Annotated in this window: 17 protein-coding genes; 7 read left to right on the top strand and 10 right to left on the bottom strand. The window is 67.5% G+C overall.

Annotation, left to right across the window (positions count from 1 at the left end; genetic code table 11):
* Positions 1–275: 275 nt before the first annotated feature.
* Both gap and tkt read right to left on the bottom strand, forming a co-directional pair.
* Positions 276–1292, bottom strand: a complete 1017-nt coding sequence (gene gap / locus H536_RS0103130) for a type I glyceraldehyde-3-phosphate dehydrogenase (RefSeq protein WP_024349075.1) — start codon at positions 1290–1292, stop codon at positions 276–278.
* Positions 1293–1437: 145 nt separating this feature from the next.
* Positions 1438–3441 (bottom strand): transketolase, encoded by a 2004-nt coding sequence (tkt, locus tag H536_RS0103125; protein ID WP_024349074.1) that lies wholly within the window; start codon positions 3439–3441, stop codon positions 1438–1440.
* A gap of 316 nt (positions 3442–3757) precedes the next feature.
* Here tkt and H536_RS0103120 point away from each other — a divergent pair, with 316 nt between their 5' ends.
* From H536_RS0103120 to H536_RS0103105, 4 genes are all read left to right on the top strand, one after another.
* On the top strand, positions 3758–4042 hold the full coding sequence (locus tag H536_RS0103120) for a DUF4164 domain-containing protein (protein ID WP_024349073.1): 285 nt from the start codon (positions 3758–3760) through the stop codon (positions 4040–4042).
* Between the two features lie 15 nt (positions 4043–4057).
* On the top strand, positions 4058–4417 hold the full coding sequence (locus H536_RS0103115; RefSeq protein ID WP_024349072.1) for a cell division protein ZapA: 360 nt from the start codon (positions 4058–4060) through the stop codon (positions 4415–4417).
* Positions 4418–4485: 68 nt separating this feature from the next.
* Positions 4486–5403: an alpha/beta hydrolase gene (locus H536_RS0103110; protein WP_244495396.1), complete on the top strand. Its 918-nt coding sequence runs from the start codon at positions 4486–4488 to the stop codon at positions 5401–5403.
* Positions 5400–6089, top strand: a complete 690-nt coding sequence (locus tag H536_RS0103105; RefSeq protein WP_024349070.1) for a GNAT family N-acetyltransferase — start codon at positions 5400–5402, stop codon at positions 6087–6089. Before H536_RS0103110 ends, H536_RS0103105 begins: the two co-directional genes overlap by 4 nt.
* Here the strand turns inward: H536_RS0103105 and H536_RS0103100 are convergent, their stop codons facing one another.
* The 5 genes from H536_RS0103100 to H536_RS0103080 all read right to left on the bottom strand — a co-directional run bounded on the left by H536_RS0103100 (position 6090) and on the right by H536_RS0103080 (position 10769).
* Positions 6090–7214, bottom strand: a complete 1125-nt coding sequence (locus H536_RS0103100) for an extracellular catalytic domain type 1 short-chain-length polyhydroxyalkanoate depolymerase (RefSeq protein ID WP_024349069.1) — start codon at positions 7212–7214, stop codon at positions 6090–6092. It abuts the gene before it with no gap.
* Positions 7215–7540: 326 nt separating this feature from the next.
* The gene (locus tag H536_RS0103095; protein WP_024349068.1) at positions 7541–8002 is read right to left on the bottom strand and encodes a hypothetical protein; all 462 of its coding nucleotides are present in this window, start codon (positions 8000–8002) and stop codon (positions 7541–7543) included.
* A 137-nt stretch (positions 8003–8139) separates the two neighbouring features.
* Entirely contained in the window at positions 8140–9120 is a 981-nt protein-coding gene (locus H536_RS0103090) for a 2-hydroxyacid dehydrogenase (protein ID WP_024349067.1), read from the bottom strand.
* A gap of 52 nt (positions 9121–9172) precedes the next feature.
* Positions 9173–10192 carry a LacI family DNA-binding transcriptional regulator gene (locus H536_RS0103085; protein ID WP_024349066.1) on the bottom strand — a complete coding sequence of 340 codons (1020 nt, stop codon included), beginning with the start codon at positions 10190–10192 and terminating at the stop codon, positions 9173–9175.
* Positions 10193–10286: 94 nt separating this feature from the next.
* Entirely contained in the window at positions 10287–10769 is a 483-nt protein-coding gene (locus H536_RS0103080; RefSeq protein ID WP_024349065.1) for a MarR family winged helix-turn-helix transcriptional regulator, read from the bottom strand.
* A gap of 47 nt (positions 10770–10816) precedes the next feature.
* Here H536_RS0103080 and H536_RS0103075 point away from each other — a divergent pair, with 47 nt between their 5' ends.
* The 3 genes from H536_RS0103075 to H536_RS0103065 all read left to right on the top strand — a co-directional run bounded on the left by H536_RS0103075 (position 10817) and on the right by H536_RS0103065 (position 13883).
* Entirely contained in the window at positions 10817–11665 is an 849-nt protein-coding gene (locus tag H536_RS0103075) for a creatininase family protein (protein WP_192844220.1), read from the top strand.
* A gap of 101 nt (positions 11666–11766) precedes the next feature.
* Positions 11767–12906 (top strand): CobW family GTP-binding protein, encoded by a 1140-nt coding sequence (locus H536_RS0103070; protein ID WP_024349063.1) that lies wholly within the window; start codon positions 11767–11769, stop codon positions 12904–12906.
* Positions 12906–13883 carry a WD40 repeat domain-containing protein gene (locus H536_RS0103065; protein ID WP_024349062.1) on the top strand — a complete coding sequence of 326 codons (978 nt, stop codon included), beginning with the start codon at positions 12906–12908 and terminating at the stop codon, positions 13881–13883. The genes H536_RS0103070 and H536_RS0103065 overlap by 1 nt, the downstream gene beginning before the upstream one ends.
* Before the next feature lie 62 nt (positions 13884–13945).
* On the opposite strand, the gene H536_RS0103060 is transcribed toward H536_RS0103065, so the two are convergent.
* The 3 genes from H536_RS0103060 to H536_RS0103050 all read right to left on the bottom strand — a co-directional run bounded on the left by H536_RS0103060 (position 13946) and on the right by H536_RS0103050 (position 18421).
* Complete coding sequence (locus tag H536_RS0103060; protein WP_024349061.1) at positions 13946–16363, bottom strand: PAS domain-containing sensor histidine kinase; 2418 nt, start codon at positions 16361–16363, stop codon at positions 13946–13948.
* Positions 16364–16539: 176 nt separating this feature from the next.
* The gene (locus tag H536_RS0103055) at positions 16540–17145 is read right to left on the bottom strand and encodes a GNAT family N-acetyltransferase (RefSeq protein WP_035694537.1); all 606 of its coding nucleotides are present in this window, start codon (positions 17143–17145) and stop codon (positions 16540–16542) included.
* Positions 17146–17287: 142 nt separating this feature from the next.
* Positions 17288–18421, bottom strand: a complete 1134-nt coding sequence (locus H536_RS0103050) for a type III PLP-dependent enzyme (RefSeq protein ID WP_024349059.1) — start codon at positions 18419–18421, stop codon at positions 17288–17290.
* Positions 18422–18525: the final 104 nt, after the last annotated feature.

Genomic DNA, 18525 nt, shown 5'->3' with positions numbered 1-18525 from the left:
ACGGCGGTCGGCTGTGGCGTCAACGGAAAACTTGGTTTCCCACATCCGTGGTTAAGTCGCCCGCCCTGAATAGTATAAATCCGCGCCATTGCTGCTTAATTGCGCAGCTGCGCACAGAAACATCCAAGCAAGAGTAATATATCCGCCGCGAATCCGTCCCGTTGGCGCTGCTCCGGCGGCCTGTGCGAGACCGGACGGGCCGGGCCGGGACGTGAAAGCGGGGCCGCCCGTCAGGACAGCCCCGCACACTCATCGCCGGTCGCGACCCGCCTCGCTCAGCCCGCGTTGGCGAGCGCGATGGCGGTGTCGGACATGCGGTTGGAGAAGCCCCATTCGTTGTCGTACCAGGACAGGATGCGCACGAAGGTGCCGTCCATGACCTTGGTCTGGTCCATGTGGAAGACCGAGGAATGCGGGTCGTGGTTGAAGTCGCACGAGACGTTCGGGGCGTCGGTGTAGCCGAGAATGTTCTTCAGCGGGCCGTCGGCGGCGGTGCGGATGGCGTTCTGCACTTCCTCGACGGTGGTCTCGCGCTTGGCGATGAAGTTGAAGTCGACGACCGAGACGTTGGGGGTCGGGACGCGGATGGCAACGCCGTCGAGGCGACCCTTGAGCTCGGGCATCACCAGCGCGACGGCCTTGGCGGCACCGGTCGAGGTCGGGATCATCGACAGGGCGGCGGCGCGGCCGCGGTAGAGATCCTTGTGCATGGTGTCGAGCGTCGGCTGGTCGCCGGTATAGGAATGGATCGTCGTCATGAAGCCCTTGTCGATGCCGATGGCGTCGTTGAGGACCTTGGCGACCGGGGCCAGGCAGTTGGTCGTGCAGGAGGCGTTGGAGACGATCGTGTCGTCGGCGGTCAGCGTGTCGTGGTTGACGCCGTAGACGATGGTCTTCTCGGCGCCGGCCGTGCCGGAGAGGGGGCCGGAGATCAGCACCTTCTTCGCGCCGGCCTCCAGATGGGCCGAGGCCTTGGCGGGATCGGTGAAGATGCCGGTGCACTCGAGCGCGATGTCGACGCCGAGTTCCTTCCAGGGCAGGTTCTTCGGGTCGCGCTCGGCGGTCACGCGGATCGGGCCGCGGCCGACGTCGATGGTGTTGCCATCGACCGTGACGGTGCCCGGGAAGCGGCCATGGACGCTGTCGAAGCGGATCAGATGCGCATTGGTCTCGACCGGGCCGAGATCGTTGATGCCGACGACCTCGATGTCGGTGCGGCCGGATTCGATGATGGCACGCAGCACATTGCGGCCGATGCGGCCGAAGCCATTGATTGCAACGCGAACTGTCATGATCCGTCTCCTGTGGTGGCGCGCGGCCGTACCCGCCGGGCATCTCGTTCGCCATGGCCTCTACAGAAGCGGGCGGCCGGGATCAATATTGCCGGCGGTCAGCAATTCTTATGGTCCGGATGACTTTCCGTGATGACGGAAAGCGTCAGCTTTCCTCGGGCTCCGGGGCCAGGCGCGCACGCACGGCCGCGACCACCGCCTCGGTGGTGATGCCGAAATGCTCGTAGAGTTCGGACGCGGGGCCCGAGGCGCCGAAGCCGTCCATGCCGATGAAGATGCCGTTGCGGCCGACGAAATGATCCCAGCCCTGCCGCACGCCGGCCTCGATGGCGACCTTCAGGCCGCCATTGTCGAGCATGGCGCTGCGATATTCCGGGCTCTGCCTGTCGAACAGCTCGAAGCAGGGCACGGAGACGACGCGGGTGGGGATGCCGTCTGCTTCCAGGATGGTGCTGGCGGCCAGCGCGATCTGGACCTCCGAGCCGGTGGCATAGATCGTGACCTCGGCGTCGCCCGAGGTCGAGCTGATCTCGTAGGCGCCGCGGGCGCTCTTGTTCTCGTCGTGCTGGTCGAGCCGGAGGGTCGGCAGGTTCTGGCGGCTGAGGGCGAGCACCGACGGCGCATCGCGCGATTCCAGCGCGAGCTGCCAGCATTCCAGCGTTTCCACCGCGTCGGCCGGGCGGAACACCTGCATGTTCGGCATGGCGCGCAGCGAGGCCAGATGCTCGACCGGCTGGTGGGTGGGGCCGTCCTCGCCGAGCCCGATGGAATCATGGGTCAGCACATAGACGACCCGCAGGCCCATCAGGGCCGACAGGCGCATGGCGCCGCGGGCATAGTCGGAGAAGACGAGGAAGGTGCCGCCATAGGGAATGATGCCGCCATGCAGGGCGAGGCCGTTCATCGCGGCGGCCATGCCGTGTTCGCGGATGCCGTAATGGACGTAGCGGCCGGCATAGTCGCCGGGCACGATCGCTTCGGTCTGGCTGGTGCGGGTGTTGTTGGACCCGGTGAGATCGGCCGAGCCGCCGATGGTCTCGACGACGACGGCGTTGAGAACCTCGAGCGCCAGTTCCGACGCCTTGCGGGTGGCGATCTCCGGCCGCTCCTCGTTGAAGCGTCGCTTGCAGCGCTGCAGCGCCTGGGTAAAGCCGCTGGGCAGGTCGCCGCGGACCCGGCGCTCGAACTCGCCGCGGGTCTCGGCGTCGATCTCGGCGAAGCGACGCTCCCATTCCTTTCGGTGGGTCGACGAGCGCAGGCCGGCGAGGCGCCAGCGATCGAGGATCGCCGCGGGAATCTCGAACGGCGCGTGCTCCCAGCCGAGCGCCTCGCGCATCTGGGCGATCTCATCGGCGCCGAGCGGCGCGCCATGGGCCTTGGCACTGCCGGCCTTGGTGGGCGCACCATGGCCGATGGTGGTCTTGCAGGCGATCAGGGTCGGGCGGTCGCTGCCTTGCGCGGCGGTGATCGCCTCGGCAATGGCTTCCGGGTCGTGGCCGTCGCAGCGCAGGGTGTTCCAGTTGCAGGCGGCAAAGCGGGCCATCTGGTCGGTGGAATCCGACAGGGCGACGTCGCCATCGATGGTGATGCCGTTGTCGTCCCACAGGACGATCAGCTTCGACAGGCGCAGATGGCCGGCAAGCGCAATGGATTCCTGGCTGAGGCCCTCCATCAGGCAGCCGTCGCCGGCGAGCACATAGGTGCGGTGGTCGACGATCGCATCGCCGAAGCGGGCGTTCATGATCCGCTCGGCAAGCGCCATGCCGACGGCGTTGCCGAGACCCTGGCCGAGCGGGCCGGTGGTCGTCTCGATGCCCTCGCAATGCTTGTATTCGGGATGGCCGGCGGTCTTCGAGCCGAGCTGGCGGAAGGCCTTGAGATCGTCGATGCCGACGCCGTCATAGCCGAGCAGATAGAGCAGGCTGTAGAGCAGCATCGAGCCGTGGCCGGCCGAGAAGACGAAGCGGTCGCGGTCGGCCCAGTGGGGGGCGCGCGGATCGAAGGTCAGGAATCGCGAGAACAGGACGGTGGCGATGTCGGCCGCGCCCATGGGCAGGCCGGGATGGCCGGAATTCGCCGCTTCCACGGCGTCGGCCGACAGGAAGCGGATGGCATTCGCCATGTCGCGGTGCGTGTCGGGTGACGTCATGTTCTGCTCCGGTAGCGCTTGGAAGCTGGGCGTTCCGGCGGTGCCGAGACCGGCGGCAAACATCATACGGGCATCGTGCTGTCAACAAAGGCAAAGTCGCAGATCGCGCCGCAGCCGCGCCGGTCGGGTGATGCCATTCGCCAGGCGGGTGGCTGCGAAAGCGCGGGACGAAGAGATTGCACCGCCCGAAAATCGCCTGCACTTTTGGCGGCAATGGTTTAGTGCTCCACATGGACATTCGCCGGCAAGGGACGGCGGAACATGATGGAAATGCGTTTGGGGACCGGCCTGTCCGGTCGCGAGGGGAGATGGAGCCATGTCGGCCGAGGAGGGTTTCGAGGCGGCGCAACAGCGCCTTCGAACCGCGATCCAACGTCTGGACGATCTGGTCGAGCTGCGCCGTGAGCGGGAGGCCGCGGTGCGCGACGCCGAGGTCGAGATCCAGCGCATGACCGCCGACCGGGGCCGGCTGGCGAAGGAGCTGGACACGGCGCTGGCGCGTGGCGAACGGCTGGACCGCGCCAACCGGGACGTCTCGCGGCGTCTGGTCGATGCGATGGAGCGCGTGCGCTCCGTCCTCGACCGGCACAAATCGGCTTAAGCGGGAGAGCGTCGCATGCCCCAGGTGGTCGTGACCATCGACGACAAGACCTATCGCATGGCCTGCGGTGATGGCGAGGAAGCCCATCTGACCGAGCTGGCGAAGGAGGTGGACCGCAAGATTGCCGGACTGCGCGACAGTTTCGGACAGATCGGCGATCTGCGGCTGACCGTCATGGCCGCGATCATGGCGATGGACGAACTGGCGGAAGCAAGGCGGCGGATCGCCGAGCTGGAATCCGGTATTGCCGCGAACGCGGCGCAGTCGGGCGAGAACGAGGATAGCCTGAAGGCCGAACGGGCGCGTTTCGTGGAAACGCTGAACGAAGCCGCAGCGTCCTTGGAGCGGATCGGCACCCATCTTGCCGAGAATTAAGGAAGTTCAATCAATTCAACCCGATGGCAGGATTGCTGCGGTCGGGCGCGGCGCTACATCACGGCGTCATGAGAGCTGACCTGTTCCTTCGTGCATTGCCGTCTCGCTGGCCGCGGCGCGCCGCGATTCTTCTGTCGCTTGCGGTTGGGCTGGCCCTGTCCGGGTGTGCGGCCGTTCTCAACGCGGCGACCAGCGGCGACGGCTACGGCGTCGTCAGCGACATTCCCTATGGCAGCGGCGAGCGCGGCCGCTACGACCTCTACATTCCCGCGACCGTCACCGAGACGACGCCGCTCGTCGTCTTCCTCTATGGCGGCAGCTGGGATTCGGGCGACAAGGAGACCTATCTCTTCGTCGGTCAGTCGCTGGCCAGCGCCGGCATCATCGTCGCGATCCCCGACTACAGGCTCTATCCCGAGGTCCGCTTTCCCGGCTTCGTCGAGGACGCCGCCGAGGCCACGGCGCGGGCGATCGCCACGGTGCGCGGCGGGGCCTACGGCATGCCGGGCGGGGCGCACCCGGTCTTCCTGATGGGGCATTCGGCGGGAGCGGAGATCGCCGGCCTGCTGGCGACCAATGGCGACTGGCTGGCACGCGAGGGCACCGAGATCGAGACGCTCGCCGGCTTCATCGGCCTTGCCGGACCCTACGACTTCCTGCCGCTGACCGAGGATCGCTACAAGCAGATCTTCCCGCAGGAGACCCGCTCGGCCAGCCAGCCGGTGAACTTCGTCGATGGTGACGAGCCGCCGATGCTGCTGATCGCCGGCGAGGACGACACCACGGTCAATCCGCAGAACACCCGCTCGCTGGCCACCAAGGTGCGCGCACAGGGCGGTGATGCCACCGAGATCATCTATCCGGGCGTCGATCATATCGGGGCGATCACGTCCTTTGCCACGGCCCTGCCGCTGAACGACGAGACGATCCGCGACCGCACGCTGCTGTTCATCCGCGAGCGCAGCCATCAGGAGACCGCCCGGTGAGTGCGCTTTCAAGCTACGGGAGCCGGGCGGCGCCCGGAACGACGCCGCTGGTCGGGCGATCGGTGACCGTCGAGCCGATCACCGACGACCGTCGGTTCGGCGAACTCTTCGCCGCCTACGGCCAACCGGGCAACGAAACCCTCTACGATTACCTGCCCTACGGGCCCTTCACGAATGCGGCGGCGTTCTCGGAATGGGCAAACCGCACCTATCTGTCCGGGGAGATGCTGTTCCATGCGCTAGTGCCGGCGACGAGCGGCAGGGCGGAGGGCGTCGCCGCACTGATGCGGATGGACCGGCCGAACGGCGTGATCGAGATCGGCCATATCTGCCTGGCGCCGTCGCTGAAGCGCACGGTCGCAGCGACGGAAGCGTTCTTCCTTTTGATGGGCCGGGTTTTCGATGAACTCGGCTACCGGCGCTTCGAATGGAAATGCGACGATGGCAACGCGCCGTCCAAGCGCGCCGCGCTGCGGCTCGGCTTCACCCATGAGGGGCTCTTTCGCCAGCACATGATCGTCAAGGGACGCAACCGCGATACCGCGTGGTTCTCGATCCTCGACGGCGAATGGCCGGCGCTGCGCGCCGGTTTCGAGGCCTGGCTGGCGCCGGAGAATTTCGACGCTGCAGGACGGCAACGGCGCAGTCTCGAAGACATGCGCCGTGCCGTTGTCGCAGATCGCTGATCAGTCCGTCCGGGCGAAGAAGAACCGCAGCATTTCGCGGCTGGCATCGGGGCCGTTCGGGTCGGTGTAGGTTCCGGCCGAACTGCCGCCGGACCAGGCATGGCCCGCGCCCCTGATCGTCCAGTTTTCCAGCACGGCGCGACCATCGGCGTCGGTATGGAGGGTGCGCTGCCAGGCGACATCGCCTGCGGCCCGGCCGTCCTCGTTTGTGACGGTAAAGCGGTTTCCAGCGCTGGCCTGCGTGATGACACTCTCGGCATTGGCGGGATGCACGGTCTTGTCGCCATCGCCATGGAAGACGATGGTGCGGACCACCTGTCCGGAGACCGGAACCGTCGCGACATTCGCGCCCTGCATGGCGGCGAAGGCCGAGGCCATGTCGCGAGCCGCGCCGCGTGGCAGCCCCGAATGGACGCCGACGGCCGCGTAGAGTTCGGGATAGACCGCGCCCATGATCGCCGCGGCAGCGCCGCCGGCGGAAAGGCCGGCCACATAGACCCGGTCCGGATCCACCGCATGCTCGGCCATGATCTCCCGGGTGATGCCGGCGATGAGCGACGGTTCGCCCTGTTCGCGCATCTGGTCGGCAGCGGAGAACCAGTTCCAGCACTTCTTGACGTTCGCCGCCTTGGACTGGGCCGGATAGGCGACGAGGAAGCCCTGTTCTTCGGCCAGTTCGTTCATGCGGGTCCCGGCGGCGAAATCGTCCGGCGACTGGGTGCAGCCATGCAGCATCACGACCAGCGGCACCGGGCCCGTGGGAAGACTGGCCGGGACATAGAGCTTGTAGTCGCGGCTGCCGGCGACGGCGCTGTAGCGGCGCGTGCGGAAGCGCGGATCGTCCTGGGCAGGCTTGGCCCTGGCCCTGCGGAAACGCGACTGTGCCGGTGCGGCCGTAGGCGACGCCGCGGCATCCGGCGCGTTGCCGAACATCGCACCCATCATGGACCGGGCGACTTCGCCGGGATCGGGCATGGCGGTGTCGCTATTCGAAGCCTCCGGCGTGTGCGCAGCGTCGGATGCAGGCGCCTGGCCCTTGCGCAGCAGCGCCATCGCCTCGCGCAGGCGGCCGCTGCGGGTCAGGCGCGTGACTTCCGCCATGTCGGACGGGGAGGGAATATGCATGGGCTCGATCCTTTGCTGCCGCGCCGCGTCACCATCGAGACCCCAGGCCTCACGGATGGTGCGTGGCTTCGTGAAGGGACGGGGCGGACGATCCTTCGATCGTCCCACGCGCCGGCCTCCTGCGGCCAATGGATCGTGCTTCACATCACCATTCGCCAGAGCGGTAAATGGAAGGGTGGTCAGGCCGGTTCAATGGCCCGATGCTGCATTGCAGCAAAAACTGTCGCCGGCCTGCTCTAGTGCGTGTGCGTCTGCGCGCGCCCCGCCAGTCGGGGCGAGCTCAGCAGGAGCGAAATGGACGGGAATGCGCGAAAGGCGCGTTCCGGTCAGCCGCGCGAACGGACGATCGTCACCATCGCCTCGGACGGATAGATGGATTCGTAGAGAACGCCATCGCCGGGCATGAAGCGGAGAATCGTCTGGCCATCGCTGTCGGCCAGTTCCAGCGAGCCGTCGCTGCTGGAGCGCCAGAGGGCGACATTCTGCAGATCGGGCGAGCCGGCGCAGTCGGGGCCGATCGGCGCCGGCGCGAAATGCCGTGCCGCGCTCTCGGGCGTCGCCATCTTGCAGGTCACGCCGCTCCGCAGGTCGATCAGCCGGATCGCGGCCGGACGCGACGTGTCGCTGGCGGCAGGCGCGATGGAGGCCGTGGTCATGGGATCGAGCCGTGCGTCGATGACCGTCGCTCCGGTGAAGGCGTCGGACGCAGGCGTCAGGGCACCCTGCAGATGCGCGATGACTACGGCGGCGGCAATTCCGGCGCCAAGAGCGGTTGCGGCGAAGTTCATGGAGGGCCCTTTTCTTCGTCAGGACCCATTATGATGCGAACAACCTTAAGCGAAGGTTGATGACCACCCTCGAATTTAGGAATGTGTTCAGGTCTGGTTCGGCACCGCACCCTTCGACGGGTGCGGTGCCGCATGGCTCAGCCCTTGCGGGCGATGCCGGCCTCGACCGATTCGGAGACCGGGGTTACCGGCGCGCGGCCCGAGAACCATTCGACCAGATTGCCGACGACCAGCTTGCCCATCTCGGCGCGGGTGTGGCGCGAGGCCGAGCCGACATGCGGCAGGAGCACGGTGTTCGGCAGCGCCTTCAGCCGCTCGGGCACATGCGGCTCCTTCTCGAAGACGTCGAGGCCGGCGGCGCGGATCGTGCCGTTCTCCAGCGCCTCGATCAGCGCCGGCTCGTCCACGGTGGTGCCGCGGCCGATATTGACCAGGATACCGTCGGAGCCGAGCGCCTTCAGGACCTCGGCATTGACCGCCTTCTCTGTCGACGCGCCGCCCGGGGCTGCCACGATCAGCGTGTCGACGGACTTCGCCAGGCTCAGGAGGTCGGCGTGATAAGGATAGGCCACGTCGTCGCGCTTCGACCGGTTGTGGTATTCGATCTTGACGTCGAAGCCTTCCAGACGGCGGGCAATGGCAAGGCCGATGCGGCCGAGGCCCATGATGCCGGCCGTGCGCCCGCGCAGGGTCGTCTGGGTCAGCGGGTACGGGCCCTCGCTCTCCCACTTGCCCTCGCGCAGGTGCCGTTCGGCGGCGCCGAGTTCGCGCGTCGTCATCAGGACGAGGGCGAGGGTGATGTCGGCAACCTCCTCGGTGAGGACCTCCGGCGTGTTGGTGACGACGACGCCCTTCTTTGTGGCATGGGCCGTGTCGACGCCGTCATAGCCGACGCCGAAATTGGCGATCAGCTCGAGATTCGGAAGCGCGTCGATCATCGCGGCGGGCACCTGGCCCATCTGAGCGATGCCGCGGATCGCCTGACGGCGCTCCTCCGACAGATCCTCCAGCTTGCGGCCGGCGAGATGCTCCACGTCGAACGTCGCCTTCAGGGTATCCAGCGTATCGGGGTTCATCTTGCCGGGGACCAGGATGGTAACGGCGGACAGGTCTGACATGTAGGCTTCCTCTTCTGCGTGTTGTCGTTCGTGTGGTGAAACCCGGACAGGCTCAGTCGGGCCAGCTGTAGTCGCTGGACTGGCGAACACGGAGCTCGGGGGTAATGAGGATGGTCTCGTCGGCGGCGGGCTGGCCGGCCAGGCGAGCCAGCAGCGCTTCGGCGGCGCGGCGGCCGACCTCGCTCTGGCCATTCGACACGGTGCATAGCGGCGGGGTGGCGATCGCCGCCTCGTCGATGTCGTCATAGCCGGTGACCGCGATATCGACGCCGGGACGCAGTCCGGCCCGCGACAGGCCGTACATGAAGCCGAGGGCGACGAGGTCGGAGAAACAGGCCGCGGCCGTCGGGCGGTTCTCGATCTGAAGAAATGTCGCGGCCGCGTCGAAGCCGGAATGACGGTTGCGCGGTCCCTCGATCCGCCATTCGGGGCGAAATTCGATGCCGGCGCGCTCCAGCGCGGCCAGATATCCGGCCTCGCGATCGCGGCCGGTCGAGGTCAGCGCCGTGCCGCCGATCATGGCGATGCGGCGATGGCCGAGGGCGACCAGATGATCGACCGCCAGCCCCATGCCGTAGGAATCGTCGCCGCGAAAGCCGAGGACGCCCGAGCCCTCGACGGTGCGGGCGATCAGCGTGACCGGCAGGTCATTCTCCTCGGGAAGGCGGATGTCGCTGGCCGGTGTGCCGATCGCCGGCGACAGGATCAGCCCGTCGGCGCCCAGCTGCAGCAGCGTGTCGACGAAGGAGCGCTGCTTGGCGAGGTCGTCATGGTGATTGCACAGGATGAAGGTCTGGCGCTGCCGGTCCAACTCGTTCTCGACGGATTTCAGGATCTCGCCGAAGAACGGGTTCATGATGTCGTGGACGCAGACACCGACGATGCCCGAGCGCGAGGTGCGCAGCGAGGCGGCGCGGCGATTGTAGATGTAGCCGAGTTCGCGGGCCGCGCATTTGATCCGTTCGCGGGTGACCTCGGCCACCAGCGGACTGTCGCGCAGCGCCAGCGAGACTGTCGCCGTCGACAGGCCCAGCGAATCGGCAATCGTCGAAAGTTTGACCTTTTGCGCCACTTACGCGGGCTCCTCCCGACGCCCAGTCGATCTATGGCCCAGACTGGCCGCCACGCAAAGCCCGCAGATGTCGTTGCAGGACGGAATGGTTGCGTCAGTCATCGTCCTCGGCGGTGGAGCTGGAGCCGGCAGGCGCCGGGGCGGCATTGCCGAGATTGGCGGTGACGCGTTCGAGGAGCTTGCGCAGGGTCTTGCGCTCCTTGTTGGAAAATCCCTTCAGCGCATCACGCTCGACCCGCTTGCGGGACTTGCCCACCGCATCGACGAGCGCCGCACCGCGTTCGGTCAGGTGGGCGTGATTCTGCCTTCCGTCGCTGTTGGAGAGGCGCTTTTCGACGAGGCCCTGCGCCGCCAGCCGGGTCACGGTCTTGGTGATCGTCGGCGGGCGTACGGACAGGCGTTCGGCCAGATCGCGCAGGGAAATCCCGTCTTCCTCGCCGATCGCCAGCAGGACCGCATCCTGGCCGGGATAGACGTCGAGCAGCGCCAGGCGCTGGGACAGGGCCGTGCGGGCGCCGCGCGCCGCCAAGCTCAACTGCGTCGTCACGGAGCGCTTCCCGGTTTTCTTGCTGGCCATGGAACCCCGATCCGATTTCACGGGGGCAAAAATGACGAAGCCCCGCTATGTTGTCCACCTTGTTGGCCGCTGCGCGGTGGCTTGTCGACCCTTGCGGAGGAATGATGCGGCGTCGCTACGAGGAGATGACAACGACGGAGATGAGCGCCGAAGGCGCCGGTCTGGCCGGTGCCGTCGCCGTGGTCCCGATCGCGGCCATCGAGCAGCACGGGCCGCATCTGCCGCTCGGAACCGACGCGATGCTGGCCGATGCGATGGTCGAGGCGGTCATCGCGCGCCTGCCGGAAGACCGGCCGGTGACCTTCCTGCCGACATTGCGGATCGGCAAATCCTGCGAACATGCGGCCTTTCCCGGCACGCTCAGTCATGAATGGCAGACTGCGACGTCGGCGCTGATCGACGTCGGGGCGAGCCTGGCCGCCGCGGGGTTCCGGCGGCTGGTGATCGTCAACGCTCATGGCGGAAACACGCCGGTGATGGACACGGCGGCCCTCGAACTGCGCCGTCGCCACGGGCTTCTGGTCGCGACCTGCTCCTGGCTGCGCTTCGGCTACCCCGACGGCCTTCTGCCGCCGGAAGAGATCGCCTCGGGCATCCATGGCGGTGCGGTCGAGACCGCGCTGATGCTGCATCTGCGCCCCGACATGGTCCGGCGGCAGGCGATCGCGGCTTTCGATTCGCTGCAGGACGAGCTCGGCGGCTCGGCGGCCCATCTGAGGGCCCATGGCCGGATCGGCTTTGGCTGGATGGCCCAGGATCTCAACCCGGCCGGCGTCGTCGGCGATGCCCGTCTGGCGACGGCCGAGATCGGCGCCGCCATCGCCGCGCATCAGGCCGACGCCTTCACCGCGCTTCTCGACGATGTCCTCGCCTTCGATACGGCGCGGCTCGTCTGATTTTCGCCGCCGGCGGGGAGTTGCTTTCGGGCGTTCACCACCCCCGTGCATTCTCGCCGCGTGGCGCCTATATCGTGCCCGACCCAAGACGGAGAGCTTCCATGTCCGATACGCCCAGCGTGACGCCCGACCAGATTCCCGTGACCGTCCTCACCGGCTATCTCGGCTCCGGCAAGACGACGCTCCTCAACCGCATCCTCTCGGAAGACCACGGCAAGCGCTATGCCGTCATCGTCAACGAATTCGGCGAGATCGGCATCGACAACGATCTGATCGTCGAATCCGACGAGGAAATCTACGAGATGAACAATGGCTGCGTGTGCTGCACGGTGCGCGGCGATCTCGTGCGGGTGGTGGAAGGGCTGACCCGGCGCAAGGGCCGCTTCGACGCGATCATCGTCGAGACCACGGGGCTCGCCGATCCGGTGCCGGTGGCGCAGACCTTCTTCATGGACGAGGACGTGCGCTCCAAGACCCAGCTCGATGCGGTGATCGCGCTGGTCGACGCCAAGCACCTGCCGCTGCGGCTGAAGGATTCGCGCGAGGCCGAGGACCAGATCGCCTTCGCCGACGTGGTGCTGCTCAACAAGACCGATCTCGTGACCCCAGACGAACTGGCCGCGGTCGAGGCGACCGTACGGGCGATCAACCCCTACGCCGTCATCCACCGGACCGAGCGCGCCGGCATCGATCTGAAGCGTGTCCTTGGGCAGGGGGCGTTCGATCTAAAGCGCGTGCTCGACGCCGATCCGGAGTTCCTGACGGAAGCGGAACACGTCCACGACGAGACCTGCGGGCCGGATTGCGGCCATGATCACGATCACGGGCATCATCATCACCACGGCGACGGGCATGATCATTCCGGTCACGACCATGCGGGCCACGATCACGGCCATCATCACCATGGCAAGGTCGCCGAGCTGCACGATGTGACCGTGACGTCGGTGTCGCTGCGCGGCGCGACGCTCGATCCGAAGAAGTTCTTCCCCTGGATCCAGGCGCTCACCCAGGAGCAGGGTCCGAACATCCTCCGGCTGAAGGGCATCATCGCCTTCGAGGACGATCCGGAGCGCTATGTCGTGCAGGGCGTCCACATGATCGTCGAGGGCGACCACCAGCGCCCTTGGCGCGACGACGAAAAGCGCGAGAGCCGGCTGGTGTTTATCGGCCGCAATCTCGACGCCGACGAATTGTCGGCGGAGTTCGAAGCCTGTTCCGCCCGCCAGCGGGCCGATGCCTGATGCCGTCCATCGCGTCCTATGATTTCGGCGACTTCGTCGAGACCGCGGTCTTTCTGAAGGACCAGGCGGTCTTCGCGGTCGCCGATGGTACGGTGCGGTTTCCGGCTGGCGGCGACCGGACGGTGGAAGCCCATGCCGGCGGCCTCCTGACCGCGCGGCTCGATCGCTATGCGCCGCGTCTTCTGACCGGCGGCGAGGATGGGCGGGTGCTTGCCATCGCCGCCGACGGCGCGGTCGAGGAACTCGCCTCCATCGGTCGCAAATGGATCGACGCGGTGGCCGGCGGGCCGAAGAACACGGTCGGTTTCGCGTCCGGCAAGACCGCCTATGTGCGGCTCGGCGCCGGCGAGCTGAAGGAAATCCGCCACGAGCGTACCGTCGAGGACATCGCCTTCGCCCCCAAGGGGGTGCGCGCGGCGACCGCCCATTATGATGGCGCCTCGATGTTCTTTCCCGCCACCGGTGCGGCACCGGCCACGCTGGAGTGGAAGGGCGCCCATCTGGGCGTCGACTTCTCGCCGGACGGACGCTTCCTCGTCACCACCATGCAGGAGAATGCCCTGCATGGCTGGCGGATCGAGGACGGCAAGCACATGCGGATGACCGGCTATCCTTCCAAGGTGAAGGACTGGTCCTGGTCGGCCAAGGGCAAGTTCCTGGCCACCTCCGGCGCACCGGCGGCGATCCTGTGGCCGTTCTCCGGCAAGGACGGGCCCATGGGCAAGGCGCCGCTCGAACTCGGCACCCGCGGCGACACGATGGTCACCGCCGTTGCCTGTCACCCGGCCGAGGACATGATGGCGATCGGCTATGGCGACGGCATGGTGCTGGCGGTGCGTTTCGCCGACGCCAAGGAAGCGCTGCTGCGCCGTGGCGGCGCCAGCCCGGTGCGGACCCTGGCATGGGACGCGAAGGGCGAGCGGCTGGCCTTCGGCAGCGAGGGCGGCGAAGCCGGAATCATCGACATCGCCGGCTGATCCCGGACGCAGTTCACCTATCGGCGGGAGCGGCGGCGCGGCCTTGCGTCCGCCGCCCGCCGTCAGATGAGGTTGGGGCTGTCGGCCTCGGCCATGTCGCTGCTGATGTCGGCAGAGATGGTGCAGACGAGACCGTCAGGCTTGTAGTCGATGGTCACCTCGCCGCCGAACTCGGCGGCCATGGCCTGTTCGATCAGCCGCGAACCGAAGCCCCGGGTGGCCGGCTTTTCGACGACAGGACCGTCCATCTCGCGCCAGACGAAGCTGAGGTGCTTCTGTCCTGCCTGGTGCGCCAGCTCCCATTCGATCGCCACACGCCCGGTATCGTTGGACAGCGAGCCGTATTTGATCGCATTGGTCGCCAGCTCGTGCAGACCCAGCGCCAAGGCAAGGCTCTGGCGTGCGGTCAGCCGAAGATCGGGGCCGGACGCGACGATGCGGGTGTTGTCGTCGGCCGAATGGGTCTTGAGCGAATTGTCGACGATGGCGGCGATCGGGGCCGAGGTCCAGCTGGTCTGGGTCAGGATGTCGTGGGCATGGCCGAGGGCAATGAGCCGCGCCGAGAAGGCGGCCAGCCCGTCCTGGACATTCGCCGCGCGGCGCAGGGTCTGGTTGGCCAGCGCATTGACCATGGCGAGGGTGTTCTTGACACGGTGCTGTAATTCCCGGGTCAAAAGGAGCTGGCGTTCCTCGGCTTCCTTCTCGTCGGTCACGTCGCGCACGGCGCCGACGAAGCGCGTGGTCGCTCCGTTCTCGACGATGGTCTGGCCGTTCGCCTTGACGTGACGGACGACGCCGTCCTCGTGGCCGATCGTGCGATAGAGGACGTCGAAGATGCCGTTCGAGGCCGGGTCGAGGACCCGTTCGACGGTGGCCGCAATGCGCGCGCGATCCTCGGGATGCAGCCCCTCCAGGAAGCTGGTCTCGTAGGTCACCGGCACGTCGGGCGACAGGCCGAAGATCGCCCGGCACCGGTTGTCCCAGACCAGCGCGCCGGTGCGGGCGTCGAAGTCGAAGGTGCCGATCTGCGCCGCTTCCTGTGCGAGCCGCAGCCGCGTCTCGGTCTCGATCAGCGTCTGCTCGGCGCGCCGGCGCTGGCTGAAGGCCCAGGCCCGGTTGAGAACCTCCCGGATGAAGGCGATCTCTTCCTCGACCCAGCGGCGCGGCGTGTCGGAGTGCAGATAGAGCAGAACCTTGACCGTCTGGTTCTCGATGACCGCAATGTTGACCAGCGAGCGCACCTGGATGGCGGCCCAGGCTGCCGCCTGTTCCGGGATCGGCGAATAGTCGGCGGTGTCCTCGATGACGACGATGCCGGAATGCAGCTCGTCGAGGAATTGCTGGCCGTAATGGGCCAGCGGATAGCGCCCGGACAGGGGCGGCGTGCGCCGGTCTGTCCACTCGCCGAGAATGCGGGCGGACATGTCCTGCGGATCGACCGTGGCATAGCCGACCCGGCACGCGCCGAGCGTCTCGCCAAGGATCTGCAAGGCCTTCAGCGTGGCGCTGCCGGCGCCCTCGCTGCGGGTGAGCTCGTCGCTCAGTCGCAGGAGCGCGGCCTGGCGGATTTCGCGTGTGCGCTCGACGGTGCGGTCGACGATCGCTCCGGGCAGGCGGACCGCGCGGCCCTGCGCGTCGGCGAAGCAGCGCCCCCGGGCGAAGATCCAGTGGCTGTCACCGTTCAGATCGACGGTCCGGTATTCTTGGGCGAAGCTGCCGCATTCCTCGACTGCAACGGTGATCGCCGCTGCGACCCGCTCGCGGTCCTCGGGATGGATGCCGGCGATGAAGTCCTGGACCTGCAGCCCTCTTTCGCCCTGTTCGGGGTCGAGGCCGAACAGCCGCGTGAAGCGCGCATCGGCATAGACGATGTCGCCGGGGATGTCCCAGTCCCAGGTGCCGACGAGATCCGAGGCTTCCAGGGCGAGCCGCAGCCGTTCGCGGCTGGCTTCCAGCTCCTCGCGTTCGGCGACTTCGCGGGTCTTGTCGCGCAGGATCTTGAGGAAGCCGGCCGGCGCGTCGTCATCGCCCAGTAGCGGCATCATTTCGCCGCTGGCGAAGAAGCGTCCTCCGTCCGAACGCAGATGCCAGCGATTGTCCTGGGCCTTTCCGCGCTCCAGCGACAGCCGCATTTCCTTGGCGGGGACCCCGGCCTCGATGTCTTCCGGCGTGAAGATCCTGGCGATGGGCTGGCCGATCATGTCAGCCTCGGTCCAGCCGAGGACCCGCTGCGCGGCGTCGTTCCAGGTGGAGATCACGCCATCGAGGTCGGCGACGATGATGGCGTGATCGACGGCGCTTTCGACGATCAGGCGGTAGCGGGATTCGGTGCCATGCAGGGTGCGCTTGAGCGCGGCGATCTCGTCGCGGGCGCTATCGAGCTCCGGCTGGACGCCGGACTCGCGCTCGTCGAGCCTGCGACGCAGCGCTTCGTTCTCGGCCAGGAGGGCGGCCACCCGGTCTTCATCTGCGAACGCCATGCCGCCCAATCTGCGCACCGGAAACCGGCGCGAGGGAAGGTGCCCCTCCGAAACGCCATCTGTTTCGCTTACGTTCTGTCGTATCGCATTTCCGCAATAGTCGGACAAGCAACTCGTGAACGCAAAGGCCTCATTTCAAACGACAATTCGCTCAGGCGATGGAAGCCTGCGCGGCCTCAGGCCACGTCGGCAAGAGGCGTCCGGCCGCTCGCGCGCGCCGGCAGTGCCGGGCGACCGGACGGGGCGACGATGCCGGACGCACCATGCAGATGCCCCTGCGCAAGTTCGAGCGCCAGAAGACGCCGCGGCTCGAAGGGGCCGGGCATGGCCAGTGTCGCGGTGGCGTCGGCGCAAAAGCCGAAACGCGCGTAATATTCCGGATCGCCGACCAAGAGGATCGCGGCGTGGCCGCGCCGTGCCGCCTCGGCGATCGCGTGGCGCATCAGCGCCGCCCCGATGCCGGTTCCGGCCAGCTGGGGATCGACCGCCAGCGGCCCGAGCAGGAGCGCCGGAACGGGACTGCCGTCGCGGGCACCGGCCTCGATGTTCCACAGGCGCACCGTGCCCATCAGCGCGCCGTCCGCGGCGGTGGCGCTGAAGGCGAGGCCTTCGGCCGGCAGGCGACCCTGGCGGATCGCTTCCGAGGATTTGCGCGTGCGACCCGGACCCATGGCCCGATCGAGAAGCGCCTCGCGCGCGTCGATCTGGTGGGGCTGTTCGGCGCCGATGGCGAACAGCCGGGCGGCATTCTCGAAGGCAGCGGCGTGCGGAAAAGCGGACATGAAGACCCCCACGACATGGAAGGAGGCGAACAGGAGCGGAGCCGGAGATCGGGCGACGCGGGTTGAAACCCCGGCGCCGCAGCGCCGGGTCAGCTTCGGAGTTCCAGGCTCCGTCGTCGGGTCGAGAGCATCATCGCGGCGCTCAGATCACGTAGGACCGCAACGGCTCGAAGCCGTTGAAGGCGACCGAGGCGTAGGTCGTCGTGTAGGCGCCGGTGCCCTCGATCAGCACCTCGTCCCCGACCGTCAGAGCGAGCGGCAGCGGGTAGGGGGTCTTCTCGTAGAGGACGTCGGCCGAATCGCAGGTCGGGCCGGCGATCACGCAGGGCTCCGTGTCGCCGCCGTCATGCCGGGTGACGATCGGGTAGCGGATGGCCTCGTCCATGGTCTCGGCGAGGCCGCCGAACTTGCCGATGTCGAGATAGACCCAGCGATTGGCGTCGGTGTCGGACTTCTTCGACACGAGCACGACCTCGGCCTTGACCACGCCGGCGTCGCCGACCATGCCGCGGCCCGGCTCGATGATCGTCTCGGGCAGGCGGTTGCCGAAATGCTTGCGCAGGCTGGCGAAGATCGCGCGGCCGTATTCGGCGGCTGCCGGGACGTCCTTGAGATAGCGGGTCGGAAAGCCGCCGCCCATGTTGACCAGGGTCAGGACGATGCCCTTCTCGGCCAGCGCCTCGAAGACGAAGCGCGCATCGGCGATCGCCGCATCCCAGGCACCAGTGTCGGTCTGCTGCGAGCCAACATGGAAGGACACGCCGGTGGCGACGAGGCCGAGGGCGTTGGCGTGGACCAGCACGTCGATTGCCATGGCCGGAACGCAGCCGAACTTGCGCGACAGCGGCCATTCGGCGCCCTCGCCATCGGTCAGGACGCGGCAAAAGACGCGGGCGCCGGGCGCTGCACGGGCGACCTTCTCGACTTCCTCGACGCAATCGACGGCGAAGAGCGACACACCGAGCTGATGGGCGCGGGCGATGTCGCGCTCCTTCTTGATGGTGTTGCCGTAGGAGATGCGGCGCGGCGTGGCGCCGGCGTTCAGCGCCATCTCGACCTCGGCCACCGACGCGCAGTCGAAGTTCGAGCCGAGACCGGCGAGCAGCTTCAGCACTTCGGGGGCCGGGTTCGCCTTGACGGCGTAGAAGATCGCGGAGTCCGGCAGCGCCTTGCGGAAGGCGTTGAAATTGTCCTCGACGATGTCGAGGTCGACGATGAGGCAGGGGCCGTCCGGACGTCGGGTGGCGAGGAAGTCGAGGATGCGCTGCGTGGCCATTGGGTCTCTCCCATGGTCCCGGCCGTCACGGACCGGGCAATCGATGGTGTGCGCACGCACAGGCCCGCGATGGCCGCCGAAAGGCTGCCGCAGCGGTCCCTTGC

The sequence above is a fragment of the Aurantimonas coralicida DSM 14790 genome, assembly GCF_000421645.1.
In the GTDB taxonomy this organism is placed as follows: domain Bacteria; phylum Pseudomonadota; class Alphaproteobacteria; order Rhizobiales; family Rhizobiaceae; genus Aurantimonas; species Aurantimonas coralicida.
The sequence above is the reverse complement of the archived record's forward strand: the minus strand, read 5'-3'. Positions and strand labels throughout refer to the sequence as shown.